The following is a 17,733-nucleotide window of genomic DNA, read 5'->3' as shown; positions in this document are numbered from 1 at the left end:
TCGGCTGCCTCCAGTGAACTTCCCGATCCCTCGGTGAACTCCCCGATCCCCCCGTGAACCCTTCTTCTCCCCCCGATCGATCGTTCGGACACTCACTCATGAACGTGTTGTTTTTGAGACAGTAGTTTCCGGATTGCGATCGAGTATCGTCACGACGGTGGCCGAAACTCCCGGTTAGCTCGCCCGAGCCTTCTCCAGCGCCGTTAGCACGCCTCCCCACTCGACCGGCGGTTCGACCGTCGCCAGGTCCTCGTCGATCGCTTCCGACTTCCGGTCGTACCGGTCGCGCCAGGACTGCCGGGCGAGCGCGTCGAGCCGGTCGGCGGTCACGGCGAGTCGGTCCTCGAGGTCGGCCGTCAGGTCCCGGACGGCCTCGTGGGCGGGGTCCTCGGGCTCGGCCCCGAGCCGCTCGTCGACGGTCGTCACATCGGCGGCCGCCGCGCGCAGGTCGGCGGCCTGCAGTTCCAACACGCGGCGGCGGAGCGTGCAGTCGAACCACGTTCGGGCGGAGGTGTCGGCGACATCGGCGTCGCCGTCACCGTGGTCGGCGTCGTCAGCGTCGGTGGCGTCCTCCGCGTCGGCGGCGTCGGCCGCGTCCACCGCGTCGGCAAGGGACGCCGCATCGTCCTCCAGTGCCTCGACCGCGGCGGTCAACTCCTCGGCGTCCGTCCGGAGTTCGTCGTGTCGGACCGAGGGCCGCGCGATCCACCGTCCGAACGACTCGATCTCCGTCGTGAGTTCGTCGGCCTCCCCCTGGAGTCGCGTCGCCTCGGCGTGGATCCGTCGACCCTCGGCGGCGATCCGGTACAGCTCGACTCCCTCGCTCTCGGAAGGGTCCGCCGGAACGGCCGTTTCCTCGGCACGGTCGACGAGGTCCCGGAGGTCCGCGTCCAGCGTCTCCACGTCCGACTCGATCGCCCCCACGCGTGCGGCGAACCCGTCCAGCCGGGCGGCGACGCTCGGTACGTCGGCCACCTCGGTCGCGTCCTCGCGCGCGGAATCGAATTCCATCCGCGACAGCTCCACGCGGGTGGCTGGCGTCGAGACGACCTTCGAGAGGTGCGCCATCGCCGAGTCGACGCTCTCCCCGGTGAGGACGCCGTCGACGGCCACCCCTCGCAGCGTCGCCGCGATCTCCGCGGAGTCTCCCGCGTCGATGCCGTCCGCCGCGGCGACCGTCTCGGCGATGTCCTCGACGGATCGACTCCCGATCCGGCCGTCCTCGGACCGCTCGGCACGTTCCATGCTCGGTCGAGGCTCGCCGCTACCGCGACAAATATTTTCCGTAGTTGACGTGTATACGTTCGGATACGTACCGACTCCGTCACCAACGGAGTCCTATATACCGCACGTGACCGGGACGCGGTCCTCTCATCGGTACTGACCGCACCCGTGTCCTCCGGCGGAGTACCCGGGTCCGGGTACCCCTATTATAAACCCCTTTTTACTAATCCCGGGAGCGTTCAGGTGATGACGAAGGAGAAAGCGGCTCGGAGCGAGTTCGTTTCGCGGAGAAAGTTCCTCGTCGCCGCCGGCGCGGCCGGCGCGACGGGGCTCGCGGGCTGTTCCGGTTCCAGCGGGGGGTCCAACACCGACGCCTCGGACGGGTCGGGCGGATCGGGGGGCTCCGGCGGCGACTCCGGCGGCGACAGCGGGTCGGCCGATAGCGACGGAACGGACACGTCCCTGCTCAACGCCGAGGGGTCCTCGACGGTGTACCCCATCTCGAACAAGGGGAGCTCCTACTGGAACTCCAACGCGCCGCCGAGCGACGGCGAGTACTGGGGGTCCAACTCCGAGAGCACCGTTCCGGGCTGGGAGGAGCTGGGCGAGCCGGACATGATGATCGCCGATTACTTCGCGAGCAAGGCCGGCTTCGAGCCGACCGAACAGCGGTCGGATCCGCCGTTCCCGACGACGGTCGGCCTCTCGCACTCGGGGACCGGCTGTGAGGCGGTCGTCGACGGCCTCGTCGACATCGGCAACTCCTCGGGCCCCATCACGGCCGAGCTCGACTGGAGCGAGGAGCGCAGGGACGAGGAGGTCGTCGACCACGTCGTCGGCCGCGACGGCCAGCCCGTCGTCGTCAGCTCGGACGTGTCGGACGCCGGCGTCACCCAGCTCACCGGCGATCAGATCCGTCGGATCTTCCAGGGCGAGGTCGACAACTGGAGCGACCTCGAGGGCGTCGACTACGACCAGGAGATCTACGTCATCGGCCGCGCCGAGGGCTCCGGAACCGACACCGCGTTCAGGCTCAACATGCTCGGCGACGCCGACGCGCCCATGGACGTCGACACCCGCCAGGGGCAGAACCAGCAGGTCGCCCAGCTCGTCTCGCAGAACGACGGGGCCATCGCGTACATGGCGCTCGCGTTCACCAGCGAGGAGGTCACGCCCATCGGGATCGACTTCGAGGGCACGCTGTACGAGCCGGACCCGGACGCGGAGAACACGATCTTCGACAGCGAGTACCCGCTGAACCGCGACCTGCACATGTACACGAAGATCACCGAGGACACGCCCAGCGGGACCGACCGCCGCGAGGCCGCGTTCCTCAACATGTTCCTGACCGACTTCGGCCAGCAGCTGTTCGTCGAGGACGTGAACTACATCCCGCTGCCGACCGCCGACATCGAATCCGAGCGGGAGAAGCTGAGCGACTGGATCGACTACTGAGTCGGGGGCGGTCGCCTCCGCACCCCCGGGACAGCGCGGCAACGAACGATACTATTTGACTGAAATGACAACAGACACGGAACGGGTAGAATCGGGCGTTCTGGGGGCCCTCCGGCGGCGGGTTCGCCGGGGGAGGGACTTCGTGGACGAGACCGAACCGGCGGCGCTCGCGGCCGTCGTCGTCGCGGTCGCGTCGATGGCCGCCACGTTCGTCGGCTTCCTGCTGGTCTCGTCGCTGACCGTCCTCCCGTTCGCGGTCGCCATCGCGGCGATCGGCTACGGCTGGATCAGCCACCAGGAGGTCACCGCGCGCGTCGTGACGCTGATGATGACCGTCTCGACCGTCCTCGTCCTCGCGCTCATCATCGTCTTCATCTTCATGGAGTCGATCCCGGTGATCGCCTACGAGAGCGCCACCGTGTTCGGCGTGAGCGTTCCCGGGCTCCGGATGTTCATCGAGCCGCGATGGGACGCGGTGTCGGATCCGGTTCGGTACTCGATGGTGCCGATGATCCACGGGACGGTGATGGTGACCGTCATCGCCACGGCGGTGGCCGGCCCGCTGGGGGTCGCCGCGGCGCTGTTCCTCTCGGAGATCGCGCCCCCGATGGTCCGGGAGGCGGTCAAGCCCGGCGTCGAGATACTCGCCGGGATCCCCTCCATTGTCTACGGGTTCATCGGGTTCACCGTGTTGAGTCCGTGGGCGTCGACCCAGTTCGACCTCAACGGGCAGGGGACGTACCTCTTCGTCGGCATCGTCGTCGGGCTGATGGCGCTGCCGACGGTCGTTTCCGTCGCCGAGGACGCCCTCTCGAGCGTCCCCGAGTCGATGAAGAGCGGGTCGCTCGCGATCGGCACGACCGGCTGGCAGACGATGACCTCGATCACGCTCCCCGCGGCGTTCTCGGGCGTCTCCGCGGCCGTACTGCTCGGGGTCGGGCGGGCGATCGGCGAGACGATGGCCGCGACGGTGATGTTGCGCGGGGTGCCCCGGCTCACGGACCCGCTGTACAACGTCTTCTACGGACAGGAGACCCTCACCTCGCTCATCGCGCGCAACTACGGCGACGCCGACGGCCTCCAGATGGACGCCCTGTTCGTCGCCGGCGTGATCCTCTTCGTCACCGTCCTCGTCATCTCGGTCGGCTCGCAGTACATCGAGTGGCGGATGAGCGAGAAGTTCGGGGGTGAGATCTGATGGCGGGCGCGACGCGAACCGAACTCGTCAGTCAGGACACCTCCGGAACCGACGCGGTCGCCGCCGTCGCCGTCGCGATCTCGGCGCTGCTGTTCGGCCTCTCGATCGTGGCGCTCGCTGACCTCGTGTCGATCACGGGCTCGGTCGCGGGCGTCCCGACCGTGTCGCTGCTGGGGACCCTGCTCGTCCTGCTCGGCGGGGCCGTGATGGTCTTCGGCGTCGGGTCCCGCCTCGAAGCGGTGTCGACGACCCCGGACGCGACCGCCGGCTTGATCGCCGGAGTCGTCGCCGGCGCCCTGTGGGTCGTCCTGGGCAGCGGCGTCGGAAGCCTGCTGATCGGCGACATCGGAACCGCCGCCGTCGGGCTCCTCGCCGGCGCCGTGGCCTTCGCGGCGACCGTCCTCCCCCGGGAGGACGTCGGCTCGACGGTCCCGATCGGGGCGGTACCCGTGTTGACCGGACTGGTGTTTCTGACGGGGACGCTCGGCCCCGAGTGGGTGTTCGACCTCGGCTGGGAGCAGGGCGCGTCGCTGACCGCCGCGTTCGTCATCCCGGTCGCGACCCTGTTCAGCGCGATGGTCGCCGGCTGGGCGGCCGCGAAGGCGTACGGCGGCTTCGGCGCCCGCGGCCGGCACCTCGGCGCGTACACGCTCGTCTACCTGAACGCGCTCTCGATCGTCGCGTTCCTGTTCGTCCTCGTCGCGTTCACCGTCGTCAAGGGAGTCCCCGGGCTGCTTACGGGTGCCCAGTTCGGCCCCGGCGTCGGACCGTCGACGACGCTCGGGCTGTTCGGACTGGAGGTGAGCGTCCGGGTGCCGTTCTCCGTCCCCTTCGTGATGAACGGCGTCGCGCTGTTGAACGACTACCAGGGCGTACTCCCGGCGATCGTCGGGACCGTCTGGCTCGTCGTCGGCGCGGTGCTGTTCGCGGTGCCGCTCGGGGTCGGGGCGGCCGTCTTCCTCACCGAGTACGCCGACCGCGGCCGGTTCACGCAGGCCGTCGAGGTCGCGACAAACGGGCTGTGGTCGACGCCGAGCATCGTCTTCGGGCTGTTCGGCTTCGCGTTCCTCGTCCCGCGGTTCGGGAACGGCAAGTCGCTGCTGTCGGGGATGATCACGCTCGGGTTCATGCTGCTCCCGCTGGTGTTGATCACCAGCCGCGAGGCGATGCTCTCGGTCCCCGACGAGTACCGCGACGCCAGCGCCGCCCTCGGCGTGAACAAGTGGCAGACGATCCGCAGCGTCGTCCTGCCCGCGGCGCTGCCGGGCGTCGTCACCGGGGTCATCCTCGGCGTCGGCCGTATCGCCGGCGAGACGGCCCCGATCCTGCTGACGATGGCGGGCGGGACGTTCGTCCCGGGCGGACAGACGGTCGACGTTATCGGCGGCTTCGAGTTCACCGCGTCGCCCCCGTTCGTCGCGAACCCGGAGCTGCTCCAGGCCACCTCGGCGCTCCCCTACCAACTGTTCGCGCTCATCACGGCTGGCGTCGGTCTCGGGGAGAACGTCGCGAACCCGGACGAGTTCCGGTGGGCGACCGCGCTCGTCCTCCTGCTGGTGGTCCTGTCGTTTTACGCCATCGGCATCGGCACGCGATACTACTTCCGGCGGAAGCTGCGGTACGAGTGACAATGAGTGACACAACACAGACACGACAGGCGGGCGAGATCGGCGAATCGGCCGAGGCGACGGCGACGACCACGACGACGACCGGCGAGAGCGACGAGCGCGTCCGCGAGGAGTGGCGCGATCACGAGTTCGCCGGGCGGGCGAAGCTGTCGGTCGAGAACCTGAACGTGCACTACTGCGACGACCACGCGCTGAAGGACGTCTCGATCGACATCCCCGAGCGGAGCGTCACCGCGCTGATCGGCCCCTCGGGCTGCGGCAAGTCGACGTTCCTTCGGTGTCTCAACCGGATGAACGACAGGGTGAGCTCCGCCCGGATCGACGGCTCGGTGCGGCTCGACGGCGAGGAGATCTACCAGGAGGGCGTGAACCTCGTCGAGTTGCGCAAGCGCGTCGGCATGGTGTTTCAGTCGCCGAACCCGTTCCCGAAGTCGATCCGCGACAACATCTCCTACGGCCCCCGCAAGCACGGCGACCTCGAGACGGGCCTGCTCGCTCGCCTGCTCGGCCGATCCGACGAGGACGAGCGCGAGGAACTCGTCGAACGGTGCCTACGAGACGCCGCGCTGTGGGACGAGGTGAACGACCGCCTCGACGACAACGCGCTCGGGCTCTCCGGCGGCCAACAACAACGACTCTGCATCGCCCGCTGTCTCTCCGTCGACCCGGAGGTCATCCTGATGGACGAGCCCGCCTCGGCGCTGGACCCGATCGCGACCGCCAAGATCGAGGACCTCATCGACGACCTGAGCGAGGAGTACACGGTCGTCATCGTCACCCACAACATGCAGCAGGCGGCGCGCATCTCCGACCAGACCGCCGTCTTCCTCACCGGCGGCGAGCTCGTCGAGTACGACGCGACCGACAAGATCTTCGAGAACCCCGAGTCACAGCGCGTGGAGGAGTACATCAGCGGCAAGTTCGGGTGATCGCCGTGGGCTCGACACGCTCGACCGCGCCGACCGACACCCTCCGCCCGGACGGATGACGAGACGCAAGATCCAGCTCGTCGGCGGCGGCACCTACAGCGTCTCCCTGCCGAAGGGGTGGGCGGAGTCGCAGGGGGTCGAGCCCGGCGACGAGGTCTCGCTGCACGCCCACCTCGACGGCGTGCTCGTCGTGGAGACGGACGCGGCGGCGGACGATCAGTCCGGCGGCGGCCGTGTCGACCTGCCGGTCGACGGCGCGGACCCGACCCACGCTGGGCGGCTCCTCCGAGCGGCGTACGCCGCGGGCGTCGACCGGGCGACGATCGAGGCGGAGGACGGGTTCTCCGTCGAGACGCGCCGCGAGATCGAACGCACCGCCAGAGGGCTTACGGGGACGACCGTCGCCGACGGAACCGACTCGGAGATCACCGCGGCCACGCCGCTGGATCCGTCGGAGGTTTCGATCCGACAGTCGGTGCGCCACCTGTCGTTCGTCGCGCTGTCGACGCACCGCGACGCGACGGCGGCCGTGCTCGACGGGGGAAGCCACGACGCCGTCGTCGACCGCGGCGACCAGGCGCGCCGCCTCCACGCGCTGGTCGACCGACACTTCCGTCGCAGCCTCTCGCGGCTCGACGAGGTGGACGCGCTCGGGCTCACCCGGCCGGAGCTGTTCGATCTGTGGACGACGAGCCGGGAGCTCGAACGCGTCGCCCGCCGCGCGACTGAGCTGGCCGAGACCGCGCGTCGGCTCGACGACTGTGTCGACGAGCGCGTCGGGGCCGACCTCCGCGAGTGCGCTCGCGACGCGCGCGACGTCGTCGAGGCGGCGGTTGACGTCGTCGTCGACGAGCGGGGGATCGCGTCCGCCCGCGGGGCGCTGGTCGCGCGCGACGACCTCCGCGAGGCGACGGGCGCGCTCGACCGCCGGCTGTTCGAGTCGGACGGGGCGGACCCCCGGCTGACCGCGGCCGTCGACGCCGTCGGCCGGACCGCCGACCACGGCGCGGCGATCGCCGAGGCCGGACTCCGGGCGGCCGTCCGACGAGCCGACACCGCCGCGGACGACGGGTCGCGCGTCGGCGACGGAGTCGGCGTCACCGCCGGCGACGACGACTGACGCCTCCAGGTTTCGCATCACGGGCACCGGTCACTCGTCGGCGATAGCGGGATCGAAAACGGCGGTCGAAACGATGTGGAACCGTCGGCCGAATCCGACGGCGGGTCCCTTCGGTTACTCCTCGGGCGGTTCGTAGTCGCCGCCGTACTTGGTGAAGAAGAACGCGAGGCCGAGCGTCGACACCATCGCGATGAAGGAGGCGATGCCGAGGCTCTTGGCGGAGTCGGGGACCTCCGGCGGGCCGGCGGCCGTCGGCGTCGGGGTCGGGAGCTGTTCGACGACCTCGATGGTTCCCTCCATACCGACGGAGGCGTGGGGCTCGCAGACGTACTCGTAGACGCCGACGGTCTCGAAGGTGAACTCCGTCGAGAAGCCCTCGTCCTCGATCGGAGTGTGGCCCTCCCAGCCGGCTCCATCGGGTTGGCTGTTGACGGCGATGTTGTGGCCGCCGGAGACCCATTCGAACGTCACCGTGGTCCCGGGCGTCACGTAGAACGTCTCCTCGGTTCCGGGCGTGAACAGGAGTCCGTCGCTGCCGGCGCCGACCTCGACGGTCCCCTCGCCGTCCGCGGTCGCCTGCGCGGCGGCGGTCCCCGATCCCGCGGCGACCGCGCCGGCTGCGGCGGTCGCGCCCGCCGCCCCCCGGATGAAGCTCCGGCGGCTGAGCGTGTCGTCTTCCATGCACGCGGCTTGGCGTCTCCCGAACGTATATCCGTCGATCGAATCCGTGGCGGGACGGCGGGGAGGCGACGCGGCGGCGGTGCGGTCGCGGAAGCTGTGCGGACGCGGTGGCGGTGCGGTCGCGGAAGCTGTGCGGACGCGGTGGCGGTGCGGTCGCGGAAGCTGTGCGGACGCGGTGGCGGTGCGGTCGCGGAAGCTGTGCGGACGCGGTGGCGGTGCGGTCGCGGAAGCTGTGCGGACGCGGTGGCGGTGCGGAAGTCACTAGCAGTTGTACCGCGAGCGAGCCAGCCGGCAGGCTGGCGAGCGAGCGGCCCTTTTGTCATGAACGGGTTTTCAACGAGGGGTTCCCGCAGGCCGCCGGAGGCGGCCGAGGAAACCCCTCGTCAGAAAAGCGGTTCAGAGCCAGCCGTGCCCCTCGATCGCGTCCTCGTAGCACTCGACCCACTCGGAGCGCACCTCGTCGTGGTCGAAGCCGGCGAACCCGTCGTTGGTCTCCCACTCCGGCAGCGAGCCGCAGGCGACGATCTCGTCGGCCAACTCCTGCGGGGAGGTGACCAGTCGGCCGCGGTCGAGCCCCTCGACGAGCTCGTGGGCGGACGAGCCCGCCTGATACTCGACGATGCCGACGCAGCCGCACGCCAGCGCCCACAGCAACCCGGTCGCGAACGGCTCGTACGTCGCCGTCTGGGCGAACACGTGCGACCCCTTCAACACCGGGACGAACGCCGCCTCGTCGAGGTCGCCGAGGAACCGGACGCGGTCGTCGATCCGGAGGTCGGCGGCCATGCGCTCGGCGTCGTCGCGGGCGGGCCCGTCGCCGACGATCGCCGCCGTCCAGTCGCGGTCGCGAAGCTCCGCCAGCGCCAGGAGGAACTCCCCGACGTTGGCGTCGCCGTCGAGGTCGCGCCCCCACACCATGTCGAAGCGGTCGTCCGCGTCGGCCGACCGCACCAGGTCCATGTCGATGCTCTCGGGGATCACCCGGGCGTTCACGTCGCTGGCGCCGTGCTCGCGCACGGCGGTGCGGACCGTCTCGGAGGGCGCGATCACCCGGTCGGCGCGCGTCGCGGCCTTCCGGTACTGTCGGCCGGAACCGCGGTCGGGATCGCGTTCCCACCAGTCGAGGACGACCGGGACCCGAAGCATCGCGGCGGTCGTCTTGGCGGTCGTCGCGTGCCCCGGCGGCACCGAAACGGCGTGGACGACGTCCGGGTCGACGCGGCGGAGGACGAACGGGAGCTTCGACCGGAACCGCCCGGACGAGGGGCGCTCGGTCACCGCGTGGTACTCGATGCCGTCCTGCTCGAAGTGCTCGATCTCGCCGCCCCACCACTGTGCACACAGCCAGTGGACGTCGTGTCCGGCGGCGGCGAGCCCGGCGGCGACGCGCCGCGTCCGGCGGACCGCGGGCGCGTCCCGCGTCGCCACCGTGTCCATCGAGACCACCGCGACGCGCATTGTGCGATCCGGTACCGGTGGGAGAATAAAAAGGGAGGCGATACTCCCCCGGGGTCGGGCGGCCGCCGGCGGCGCCCTGCCGGCGCGATCGAACCTGTTCGCCGACCCGAACGTTTTCGATGCGCGGCGGGGACTACTACGCCATGAGCGACCCGACCTACGACATCGAGCGCTACCTCAACGTGCGCTCGGCCCACGGCGCCGCGTTCGCCCCCGACGGCACCCTCGCGTTCCTGATGGACACCACCGGCACGCCGCAGGTGTGGAGCCTCGACGAGCCGGCCGCCTGGCCCCAGCAACACACGTTCTACGAGGAGCGCGTCACGTTCGTGGACTGGTCGCCCGAGCGCCGCGAGCTCGCCTTCGGGATGGACGAGGGCGGCGACGAGCGGATGCAGCTGTACCGGCTCGACCCCGATTCCGGCGTCGTCACCGAGCTGACGGGGATGCCAGAGGCGAAACACCGCTGGGGCGGCTGGTCCCACGACGGCGAGCGGTTCGCGTTCGCCTCGAACCGCCGCGACGAGTCCGTCTTCGACGTGTACGTGCAGGGGCGCGACGAGACCGGCGACGAGGCCGAGTTGGTGTACGAGGGCGACGGCTGGCTATCGGTCGCCGGGTGGTCGCCCGACGACACGCGCGTGCTCGTCCACGAGGCCCACGCGAGCTTCGACCACGACCTCCACGTGCTCGACGTGGAGACCGGCGAACTCACCCATCTGACGCCGCACGCGACCGAGGCACGGTTCCAGAGCCCCGAGTGGGCGCCAGACGGCGACGGCGTGTACGTGTGCACCGACCACGCTTCCGACACCCTCCGGCTGGAGCGGATCGCGCTCGGTAACGAGGCCGGCGGCGACCGAGGGGGCAGCGGGGACGGGAGCGACGGCGGAGCCGGCGGGGCCGGCGACGCCGACGGCGGGACCCTCGGGGACCTGTTCGTCGTCGAGGACGGCGACGGCTGGAACGTCGACGGCGTCGCGGTCGACGAGGACACCGGCCGCGTCGCCTACTCGCGCAACGTCGACGGCTACACGGAGATCACCGTCGGGGAGCTCACCGCGCCCGACCGGGTCGACCCGTTCGCCGAGCCGGACCTCCCGAAGGGCGTCGCCGGCGGCGTCTCCTTCGGCCCCGACGCCGACCGGTTGGCCGTCACCGTCACCGGCAGCACCGTCAACACGAATACGTACGTCGTGGACGTGAAACGGGGCGAGGCGACGCGGTGGACCCACGCCGCGACCGCGGGCATCCCCGAGGACACGTTCGTCGAGCCCGAGTTGGTCCACTACCCGACCTTCGACGGCCGGGACATCCCGGCGTTCTTCTCGACGCCGGACGACGCCGGCGAGGGCGACACGCCCGTCATCGTCGACATCCACGGCGGGCCCGAGAGCCAGCGCCGGCCGTCGTTCAACGCCGTCAAGCAGTACTTCCTCAACAACGGCTACGCCGTGTTCGAGCCGAACGTCCGCGGCTCCTCGGGGTACGGGAAGGCGTACAGCCACCTCGACGACGTGGAACACCGGATGGACTCGGTCGCCGACATCGAGGCGGCCGTCGAGTGGCTCCACGATCACCCCGTCGTCGACCCCGAGCGGATCGTCGCCATGGGCGGCAGCTACGGCGGGTTCATGGTGCTCGCGGCGATGACCGAGTACCCCGACCTGTGGGCCGCCGGGATCGACATCGTCGGCATCGCCAGCTTCGTGACGTTCCTCGAGAACACCGGCGACTGGCGCCGCGAGCTGCGCGAGGCCGAGTACGGCAGCCTGGCTGACGACCGTGAGTTCCTCGAGTCCGTCTCGCCGATCAATCACGTCGACGAGATCGCGGCGCCCCTGTTCGTCCTCCACGGCGCGAACGACCCGCGGGTTCCCGTCGGCGAGGCCGAACAGATCGTCGAGGAGGCCAGCGAGCACGTCCCCACGCGGAAGCTGATCTTCGAGGACGAGGGGCACGGTTTCTCGAAGCTGGAGAACCGGATCGAGGCGTACCGCGCGATCGTGGAGTTCCTGAACGAACACGTGTGAGTCACACACTCGTACGACCGCCGGCGGCGGGTCGGCGCGAGACCGGGTAGACGAATGAGTTATCTCTTTGGGATCCTTCATTGGCGGTGTTCAGATAAGGATGAAGAGTGAGGCGGAACGATTTTTGAGTGATCAATGCTCGAAATCGCCCGCCTCGACGGAGGTAGCGATTGCTTCGAGTTAGATTTTGTGGAGCGAGAGGCGACACCCGAGCCGGCGATGAAGCTCGGTATCCGACTCCATTTGGCTGGACTATCACTTTCGGATACCGTTTCAATTCTCGATAGGTTGGGTGTCGACCGCTGTCGAACGACCGTTCACAACTGGGTTCAGAAGGCCGATCTACAGCCCCTCGATGGCGCCAATCCGGATCACGTCGCGGTTGACGAGACCGTGATCCAGCTCAACGACCAACGGTTCTGGCTGTACGCTGCCGTCGATCCCGACACGAATCGTTTGTTGCACGTGAAGCTCTCTCCGACGAGAAATCAAGCGATTACCGAGATGTTTCTTGCGGAACTCCGCGACAAACATCTCGTCGATGACGCGCTCTTTCTCGTCGATTCCGCACCGTGGCTGCAAGCGGCACTTCACCGACACGGCCTCGATTACAGATACGAAAAACATGGTAATCGGAATGCCGTTGAACGTGTCTTCAGAGAACTAAAACGACGAACTAACCAGTTCTCAAACTGTTTTAGCCACGCCGAAGCAGACACCGTCGAAAATTGGCTTCAAGCGTTCGCCTTCGCATGGAACCAGCTTATCTGAACACTACCCCTTCATTAGCGACGGGACGATCGATGGCCACCGTACACGACGCGCGCGTCTTAGTCGCGGTGTCGGATCAGACGCCGAACGAGTTCGGCGCGGACGTCGTGGAGGCGATCGAATCGGGCCTGAACGCGACCGTCCTGCACAAACGTGGCGCCGTCGCCACGGAGTTCCTCCGCGAACTCGGGCCGACGCTCGATTGCGTCGTCGTCGTGTCCGATCGGTCGACCTGCGTGGAGAATCTCGTCTCCGAGGCGGGGGAGGTGCCACTGATCGTCTACGGCGACGAGGTCCCGTCGGTCCCGGTCGACGAGGTGATCGCGACCGACGGCGGCACGGACCTGCTCGTGCGCCGCGTCGCCGAACGCATCGAGCGCGAACGCGAGCGAAACGCCCTCACGGAGGCGAACGCGAAGCTGTCGGCGCTCAACGCCTACACCCGCGAGCTGACCGGCTGTGAGACCGTCCGCGAGGTGAGCGACACCGTGGTCGAGGCCGTCACGAACGCCCTCGGCCACGAGGAGGTCGTCCTCGCCATGCTCGACGACGGGACCTTCTTCCCGTACGGCCATACGCTCCCGAACGATTACGACGTCGAGGCCGACACCGACGAGGGGGTCATCGGACGCACGTACCGGACGGAGGAGACGCAGGTCGTCAACGAGTACGACGCCGACCCCGACAAGATCCGCGACGCGGACGACGTGGCCTCGGTGCTGAGTACCCCCGTCGGCGACCACGGCGTTCTCCAGGTGACGACCGATCGGACGGGAGCGTTCGACCAGCAGGACGCCGAGTTCCTCGAGATCGTCGCCTCCCACGCGGCGGAGGCGCTCGCGCGACTCCAGCGGGAGGCGGACCTCCGCGTCGAGCGCGACCGCCTCCACTACTTCTTCGACGGGATCAAATCGCCGGCCGTGTACGTGGAGTCGACCGACGGCGACGAGCCCGTCCTGGTGGAGGTGAACACGGCCTACGAGGCGCTGTTCGGCGCCGACGGCGTCGGCAGCCCGGTGTCGGAGGGGTTCCCGACCGAGACCGAACGGGAACTGTTCGGCTTCGACGGTCCCGACGAGGTCGTCCACCGCGACATCACACGCGAGACGACCGACGGACCGGCCGACCTGATCGTCGGCGCGGTCCCGATCCCGCTTTCGGGGGTCGAAACCGCCGCCTTCGGGCTGTACGCCGCCGACGTGGAGTTCCCGTAGTACGCCACGCGGGGCCGGCGGGCGACCGCCGATCCGGACGACTCCCCGCAGGCGACACGTCATGGACGTCCGTTAAAGTCAACACAGGCGGCGTCCAACCGGATCGCATGAGTACGCAAGAACGAGAGACGGGGCGCCAGATCCGCTGTCTCATCGCGAAGGTCGGCCTCGACGGGCACGACCGGGGCGCACACGTCATCTCGCGGGCGTTCCGCGACGCCGGCTTCGAGGTCATCTACTCCGGGCTCCACCGTGCGCCCGACGAGATCGTCCAGGCGGCCGTCCAGGAGGACGTCGACGTCCTCGGCATCTCCATTCTCTCGGGGGCGCACAACACGCTCGTCCCGAAGATCGTCGACGGCCTGAAGGAGTACGACGCCTTCGAGGACACCCTGATCCTCGTCGGCGGCATCATCCCCGACGACGACCGGGAGGACCTCCTCGAGATGGGCGTCGGCGCCGTCTTCGGGCCGGGGACGCCGATGGAGGAGACGATCGAGTTCGTCCGCGAGAACGTCCACGACCGCGAGTGATGACGGTCACAGGGACGGAGTCGTCGCTGGTCGACGACCTGCTGGACGGGAAACACCGGGCGCTCGCGCGCGTCATCACGAAGATCGAGAACCGCTCGCCGGGGTACCGCGACATCGTCTCCGCGCTCCACACCCACACCGGGACCGCGGACGTGATCGGGATCACGGGCAGCCCCGGCGCCGGCAAGTCGACGCTGGTCGACAAGCTGGCGAAGTCGTATCGCGACCGCGACGAGACGGTGGGCGTCATCGCTGTCGACCCCTCCTCGCCGTACACCGGCGGGGCGGTGCTGGGCGATCGCATCCGCATGGCCTCCAACGTCGGCGACATGGACGTGTTCTTCCGGTCGATGAGCGCGAGGGGGACCCTCGGCGGGCTCTCGACGGCCACCGCGGACGCGGTGAAGGCGCTCGACGCCTTCGGCAAGGACAAGGTGATCATCGAGACGGTCGGCGCCGGGCAAAACGAGGTCGACATCGTGAAGACCGCCGACACGGTGTGCGTGCTCGTCCAGCCGGGGTCGGGCGACGACGTGCAGATGCTGAAGGCGGGCATCCTCGAGATCGGCGACGTGTTCGTCGTCAACAAGGCCGACATGGACGGGGCCGAGCGCACCGTCGCCGAGCTGGAGGAGATGATCCACATGCGCGAGAACCCCGCCGCGGGGCTGGACACGGGCCACCACGGCCCCGTCGACGAGGAGGAGATGGCGGAGGTGGCGCTCGACGAAGAGGACGAGGAGGCGTGGGACGCGCGGGTCGTCGAGACGGTCGCCACCGACGCAACCGGCGTCGACGAGCTGATCGACACGCTCGGCGACCACGCCGACTGGCTTCACGAGACGGGCCGGATCGACGAGCGGGCGCGCACCCGGTACGCCGAGGAGATCCGGCAGCTCGTGCGGGCGGACACCGCCGGCCTGCTCGAGGACGTGATCGAATCCCGCGGCGGGATCGAGGCGCTCGCCGACCGCGTGCTGGCGAGGGAGACGGACCCGTACACGGTCGCCGACGAGCTGGTCGAGCCCGTGCGCGAGTGTGTCCGCGAGCGGGACGGCGACGAGGACGACTGATCGGCGGGACCCACCTCGATTCCCTCGCGGACCAACTGACGACCGGTTCCGACCGTCGACGAAACGGCTCGTTACTCCCGTCGGGCGTGCGATCCCGTCGACCGAACGGATCGACTGCGAGGCTGTCCGTTCCTCCGGCTCCGTTCTCGCAGGGTGACCGTACCCGACCGTACGGAGGGCTAGGGGTGACCGTACTCGACCGTACGGAGGAGGTAGCAATGTAGCGTCGCGTGGACAGTGTGTCCGCATGTCGAACCAAAGCGACGAAACCGACGAGAGGGGCGGATCGACGGACGAACACGGCTGGATACCGGAGGCGTCGCGCAGACGGGTGATCAAGTTCGGCGGGGCGGCCGCCGCGGCGGCGACGCTGGGCGGGGCCGGCATGGTCGCGGGCCAGCAGGACGACGGCGAGGACGGGGACGGATCGGGAGACGACGGCGACGACGGGGGCGACGGAGAGTCCGCCGGCAGCGACGCGGTGCTCGACGACCTCGTGGACCCCACCTTCGGGTACCCGCTCGCGGCCGACGAGACCGACGGCGTGACCGTCGAGCACGTCGTGGACGTGACCACCGAGGAGGGCGAGGGCGACCACCCGCAGTTCCCGTCCGAACCCGACGAGGACTCACCGGGGTCGTTCCTCGAGGTCCCCGCGGAGTTCCTCTTCGACCCCGTGGGGCTGCAGATCGAACCGGGCGACCTCGTTCAGTTCGTCGACGTCAACGGTCTCCACACGGTGACCGCGTTCACGGAGCTCGCTGAACCTGACCTCGAGGTACCGCGGCGGGTTCCGGAGGGAGTCGAACCGTTCACCTCCCCGCCCCTGACGCCGGGGCAGTCGTGGGTGTACGAGTTCACCGAGCCGGGGGTGTACGACTACCTCTGCCTGCCGCACCTGGGGCTCGGAATGGTCGGCCGGATCGTCGTGATCGACCCCGAGGAGGACGACGTGTCGGACGACGCGTTCTCGGTCCCCGGGCCCGAGGGGCTCTTCCCGAACGATCGGCGGGTCCTCACGGCCCCGGAACTCGAACCGGCGAACGTCGTCGAGCAGGGGACCGTCGCCTGGGCGGATCTCTCGCTCGGCGAGCCGTCGCCGACCGAGACGGAGGCGGGGACGGAAACCGAACCCGAGGGCGAAACCGAGACCGAAGCTGAGGCCGGAACCGAGACCGAAACGGCGGCAGAAGACGAAACCGAAACGACGACAGCGGACGACGCCGGGACCTCGACGGAGACCGAGGCGGACGGGTAAGCGACCGGCGGCCGGTCGCCGTCGAAGGCGAGATCGAAGGCGAGATCGAGGTCGTGGTCGGGGTCGAGTTCCTCGGGGCGGCTGCCGTGGTCGGTAGCTCAGTCCGGTGACGGGATCCGAACCGATCGGGCGCGCGCGAGGAGCCGCGGTTCGACCGGACGGCGCGCCGGCGGCTCAGACGTAGGTGAACCACTCCTCGTGGTCGTCGGTGCGACGCTCCACGAGGTCGAAGAACGCGGTCTGCAGCTCCTCGGTGACCGGCCCGCGCGAGCCGTTGCCGATCTCGACGTTGTCGACCTGCCGGATCGGGGTGACCTCCGCCGCCGAGCCGGTGAAGAACAGCTCGTCGGCCGTGTTCAACTCGCCGCGGGAGATGCTCACGTTGTCGTGGACGGTGTAGCCGCGCTCGCGAGCCAGCTCGATCACCGTGTTGCGGGTGATGCCGTCGAGGATCGACTCCGAGAGCCCGGGCGTGAAGATCTCGCCGTCGCGCACGAGGAAGATGTTCTCGCCGGGGCCCTCCGCGACGTTGCCCTCCTTGTTGAGGACGATCGCCTCCTTGTAGCCGTTGCGGCGGGCCTCCTCGCCCGCGAGCAGGGAGTTGACGTACAGCCCCGTCGTCTTCGCGTTCGTCGGGATCTGCGAGGAGGAGTGCTTGCGCCAGGAGGACACCATCGCCTTGATGCCGTTCTCCAGCGCGTCGTCTCCGAGGTACGCGCCCCACGGCCACGCCGCGATCGCCACGTCGGTGGGACAGTCGCCCGGCGAGACGCCGAGCGAGTGGTAGCCGTAGTAGGCGATGGGGCGGACGTACGCCGATTCGAGGTCGTTGCGGCGGATGACCTCCATCGTCGCCTCGGTCAGCTCCTCCCGGGAGTAGGGGATCTCCATGTCGTACGGCTTCGTCGACTCGAAGAAGCGGTCGAGGTGCTCCTCCCAGCGGAACACCGCCGTCCCCTTCTCGGTGTCGTACGCGCGCACGCCCTCGAAGACGCCCGTGCCGTAGTGCAGTCCGTGTGTGAGGACGTGCGTGGTCGCGTCCTCCCAATCGACGTACTCGCCGTTTTGCCAGATGGTGTCGACGTCCATCTCCGCGAAGCCAGCCATACGCGGTCGCAGGATTTGCCGGACAATAAATACCACAGAAACACCGGGCGT

General features: G+C 69.1%; 15 protein-coding genes. 11 read left to right on the top strand and 4 right to left on the bottom strand.

The window, feature by feature from the left end; genetic code table 11:
- Positions 1–174: 174 nt before the first annotated feature.
- Entirely contained in the window at positions 175–1,245 is a 1,071-nt protein-coding gene (locus tag K6T36_RS13345; RefSeq protein WP_222921707.1) for a hypothetical protein, read from the bottom strand.
- A 225-nt stretch (positions 1,246–1,470) separates the two neighbouring features.
- On the opposite strand from K6T36_RS13345, the gene K6T36_RS13340 reads away from it, so the two are divergent.
- The 5 genes from K6T36_RS13340 to K6T36_RS13320 all read left to right on the top strand — a co-directional run bounded on the left by K6T36_RS13340 (position 1,471) and on the right by K6T36_RS13320 (position 7,554).
- Complete coding sequence (locus K6T36_RS13340; RefSeq protein WP_222921706.1) at positions 1,471–2,679, top strand: PstS family phosphate ABC transporter substrate-binding protein; 1,209 nt, start codon at positions 1,471–1,473, stop codon at positions 2,677–2,679.
- 64 nt (positions 2,680–2,743) lie between these two features.
- The gene (gene pstC, locus K6T36_RS13335) at positions 2,744–3,877 is read left to right on the top strand and encodes a phosphate ABC transporter permease subunit PstC (protein WP_222921705.1); all 1,134 of its coding nucleotides are present in this window, start codon (positions 2,744–2,746) and stop codon (positions 3,875–3,877) included.
- Entirely contained in the window at positions 3,877–5,505 is a 1,629-nt protein-coding gene (pstA, locus tag K6T36_RS13330; protein WP_222921704.1) for a phosphate ABC transporter permease PstA, read from the top strand. Before pstC ends, pstA begins: the two co-directional genes overlap by 1 nt.
- 2 nt (positions 5,506–5,507) lie before the next feature.
- Entirely contained in the window at positions 5,508–6,434 is a 927-nt protein-coding gene (pstB, locus tag K6T36_RS13325) for a phosphate ABC transporter ATP-binding protein PstB (RefSeq protein WP_222921703.1), read from the top strand.
- Between the two features lie 55 nt (positions 6,435–6,489).
- Positions 6,490–7,554, top strand: a complete 1,065-nt coding sequence (locus tag K6T36_RS13320) for an AbrB/MazE/SpoVT family DNA-binding domain-containing protein (RefSeq protein ID WP_222921702.1) — start codon at positions 6,490–6,492, stop codon at positions 7,552–7,554.
- A gap of 114 nt (positions 7,555–7,668) precedes the next feature.
- Here the strand turns inward: K6T36_RS13320 and K6T36_RS13315 are convergent, their stop codons facing one another.
- Together K6T36_RS13315 and K6T36_RS13310 are read right to left on the bottom strand one after the other, a co-directional pair.
- Entirely contained in the window at positions 7,669–8,235 is a 567-nt protein-coding gene (locus K6T36_RS13315; protein WP_222921701.1) for a plastocyanin/azurin family copper-binding protein, read from the bottom strand.
- A gap of 396 nt (positions 8,236–8,631) precedes the next feature.
- A complete protein-coding gene (locus K6T36_RS13310) occupies positions 8,632–9,693 on the bottom strand; it encodes a glycosyltransferase family 4 protein (protein WP_222921700.1) in 1,062 nt (353 codons plus the stop codon).
- A 143-nt stretch (positions 9,694–9,836) separates the two neighbouring features.
- On the opposite strand from K6T36_RS13310, the gene K6T36_RS13305 reads away from it, so the two are divergent.
- The 6 genes from K6T36_RS13305 (at position 9,837) to K6T36_RS13280 (ending at position 16,575) form a co-directional block, all read left to right on the top strand.
- Positions 9,837–11,726 (top strand): S9 family peptidase, encoded by a 1,890-nt coding sequence (locus tag K6T36_RS13305; RefSeq protein WP_222921699.1) that lies wholly within the window; start codon positions 9,837–9,839, stop codon positions 11,724–11,726.
- Between the two features lie 135 nt (positions 11,727–11,861).
- A complete protein-coding gene (locus K6T36_RS13300; RefSeq protein ID WP_222920972.1) occupies positions 11,862–12,497 on the top strand; it encodes an IS6 family transposase in 636 nt (211 codons plus the stop codon).
- 32 nt (positions 12,498–12,529) lie between these two features.
- Complete coding sequence (locus K6T36_RS13295; protein ID WP_222921698.1) at positions 12,530–13,711, top strand: GAF domain-containing protein; 1,182 nt, start codon at positions 12,530–12,532, stop codon at positions 13,709–13,711.
- 107 nt (positions 13,712–13,818) lie between these two features.
- Positions 13,819–14,244 (top strand): cobalamin B12-binding domain-containing protein, encoded by a 426-nt coding sequence (locus tag K6T36_RS13290; RefSeq protein WP_222921697.1) that lies wholly within the window; start codon positions 13,819–13,821, stop codon positions 14,242–14,244.
- Positions 14,244–15,317: a methylmalonyl Co-A mutase-associated GTPase MeaB gene (gene meaB / locus K6T36_RS13285; RefSeq protein ID WP_222921696.1), complete on the top strand. Its 1,074-nt coding sequence runs from the start codon at positions 14,244–14,246 to the stop codon at positions 15,315–15,317. Before K6T36_RS13290 ends, meaB begins: the two co-directional genes overlap by 1 nt.
- Positions 15,318–15,564: 247 nt before the next feature.
- The gene (locus K6T36_RS13280) at positions 15,565–16,575 is read left to right on the top strand and encodes a plastocyanin/azurin family copper-binding protein (RefSeq protein WP_222921695.1); all 1,011 of its coding nucleotides are present in this window, start codon (positions 15,565–15,567) and stop codon (positions 16,573–16,575) included.
- Positions 16,576–16,749: 174 nt separating this feature from the next.
- Here the strand turns inward: K6T36_RS13280 and K6T36_RS13275 are convergent, their stop codons facing one another.
- A complete protein-coding gene (locus K6T36_RS13275; protein WP_222921694.1) occupies positions 16,750–17,682 on the bottom strand; it encodes a branched-chain amino acid transaminase in 933 nt (310 codons plus the stop codon).
- Between the last annotated feature and the right edge of the window lie 51 nt (positions 17,683–17,733).

It is taken from the genome of Halobaculum roseum (genome assembly GCF_019880245.1).
In the GTDB taxonomy this organism is placed as follows: Archaea; Halobacteriota; Halobacteria; order Halobacteriales; family Haloferacaceae; genus Halobaculum; species Halobaculum roseum.
The sequence above is the reverse complement of the archived record's forward strand: the minus strand, read 5'-3'. Positions and strand labels throughout refer to the sequence as shown.

Coding starts and splice junctions, on each gene's coding strand:
- K6T36_RS13345 (WP_222921707.1), bottom strand. CDS start 1,245: ATGGAACGTGCCGAGCGGTCCGAGGACGGCCGGATCGGGAGTCGATCC.
- K6T36_RS13340 (WP_222921706.1), top strand. CDS start 1,471: ATGACGAAGGAGAAAGCGGCTCGGAGCGAGTTCGTTTCGCGGAGAAAG.
- pstC (WP_222921705.1), top strand. CDS start 2,744: ATGACAACAGACACGGAACGGGTAGAATCGGGCGTTCTGGGGGCCCTC.
- pstA (WP_222921704.1), top strand. CDS start 3,877: ATGGCGGGCGCGACGCGAACCGAACTCGTCAGTCAGGACACCTCCGGA.
- pstB (WP_222921703.1), top strand. CDS start 5,508: ATGAGTGACACAACACAGACACGACAGGCGGGCGAGATCGGCGAATCG.
- K6T36_RS13320 (WP_222921702.1), top strand. CDS start 6,490: ATGACGAGACGCAAGATCCAGCTCGTCGGCGGCGGCACCTACAGCGTC.
- K6T36_RS13315 (WP_222921701.1), bottom strand. CDS start 8,235: ATGGAAGACGACACGCTCAGCCGCCGGAGCTTCATCCGGGGGGCGGCG.
- K6T36_RS13310 (WP_222921700.1), bottom strand. CDS start 9,693: ATGCGCGTCGCGGTGGTCTCGATGGACACGGTGGCGACGCGGGACGCG.
- K6T36_RS13305 (WP_222921699.1), top strand. CDS start 9,837: ATGAGCGACCCGACCTACGACATCGAGCGCTACCTCAACGTGCGCTCG.
- K6T36_RS13300 (WP_222920972.1), top strand. CDS start 11,862: ATGCTCGAAATCGCCCGCCTCGACGGAGGTAGCGATTGCTTCGAGTTA.
- K6T36_RS13295 (WP_222921698.1), top strand. CDS start 12,530: ATGGCCACCGTACACGACGCGCGCGTCTTAGTCGCGGTGTCGGATCAG.
- K6T36_RS13290 (WP_222921697.1), top strand. CDS start 13,819: ATGAGTACGCAAGAACGAGAGACGGGGCGCCAGATCCGCTGTCTCATC.
- meaB (WP_222921696.1), top strand. CDS start 14,244: ATGACGGTCACAGGGACGGAGTCGTCGCTGGTCGACGACCTGCTGGAC.
- K6T36_RS13280 (WP_222921695.1), top strand. CDS start 15,565: ATGTCGAACCAAAGCGACGAAACCGACGAGAGGGGCGGATCGACGGAC.
- K6T36_RS13275 (WP_222921694.1), bottom strand. CDS start 17,682: ATGGCTGGCTTCGCGGAGATGGACGTCGACACCATCTGGCAAAACGGC.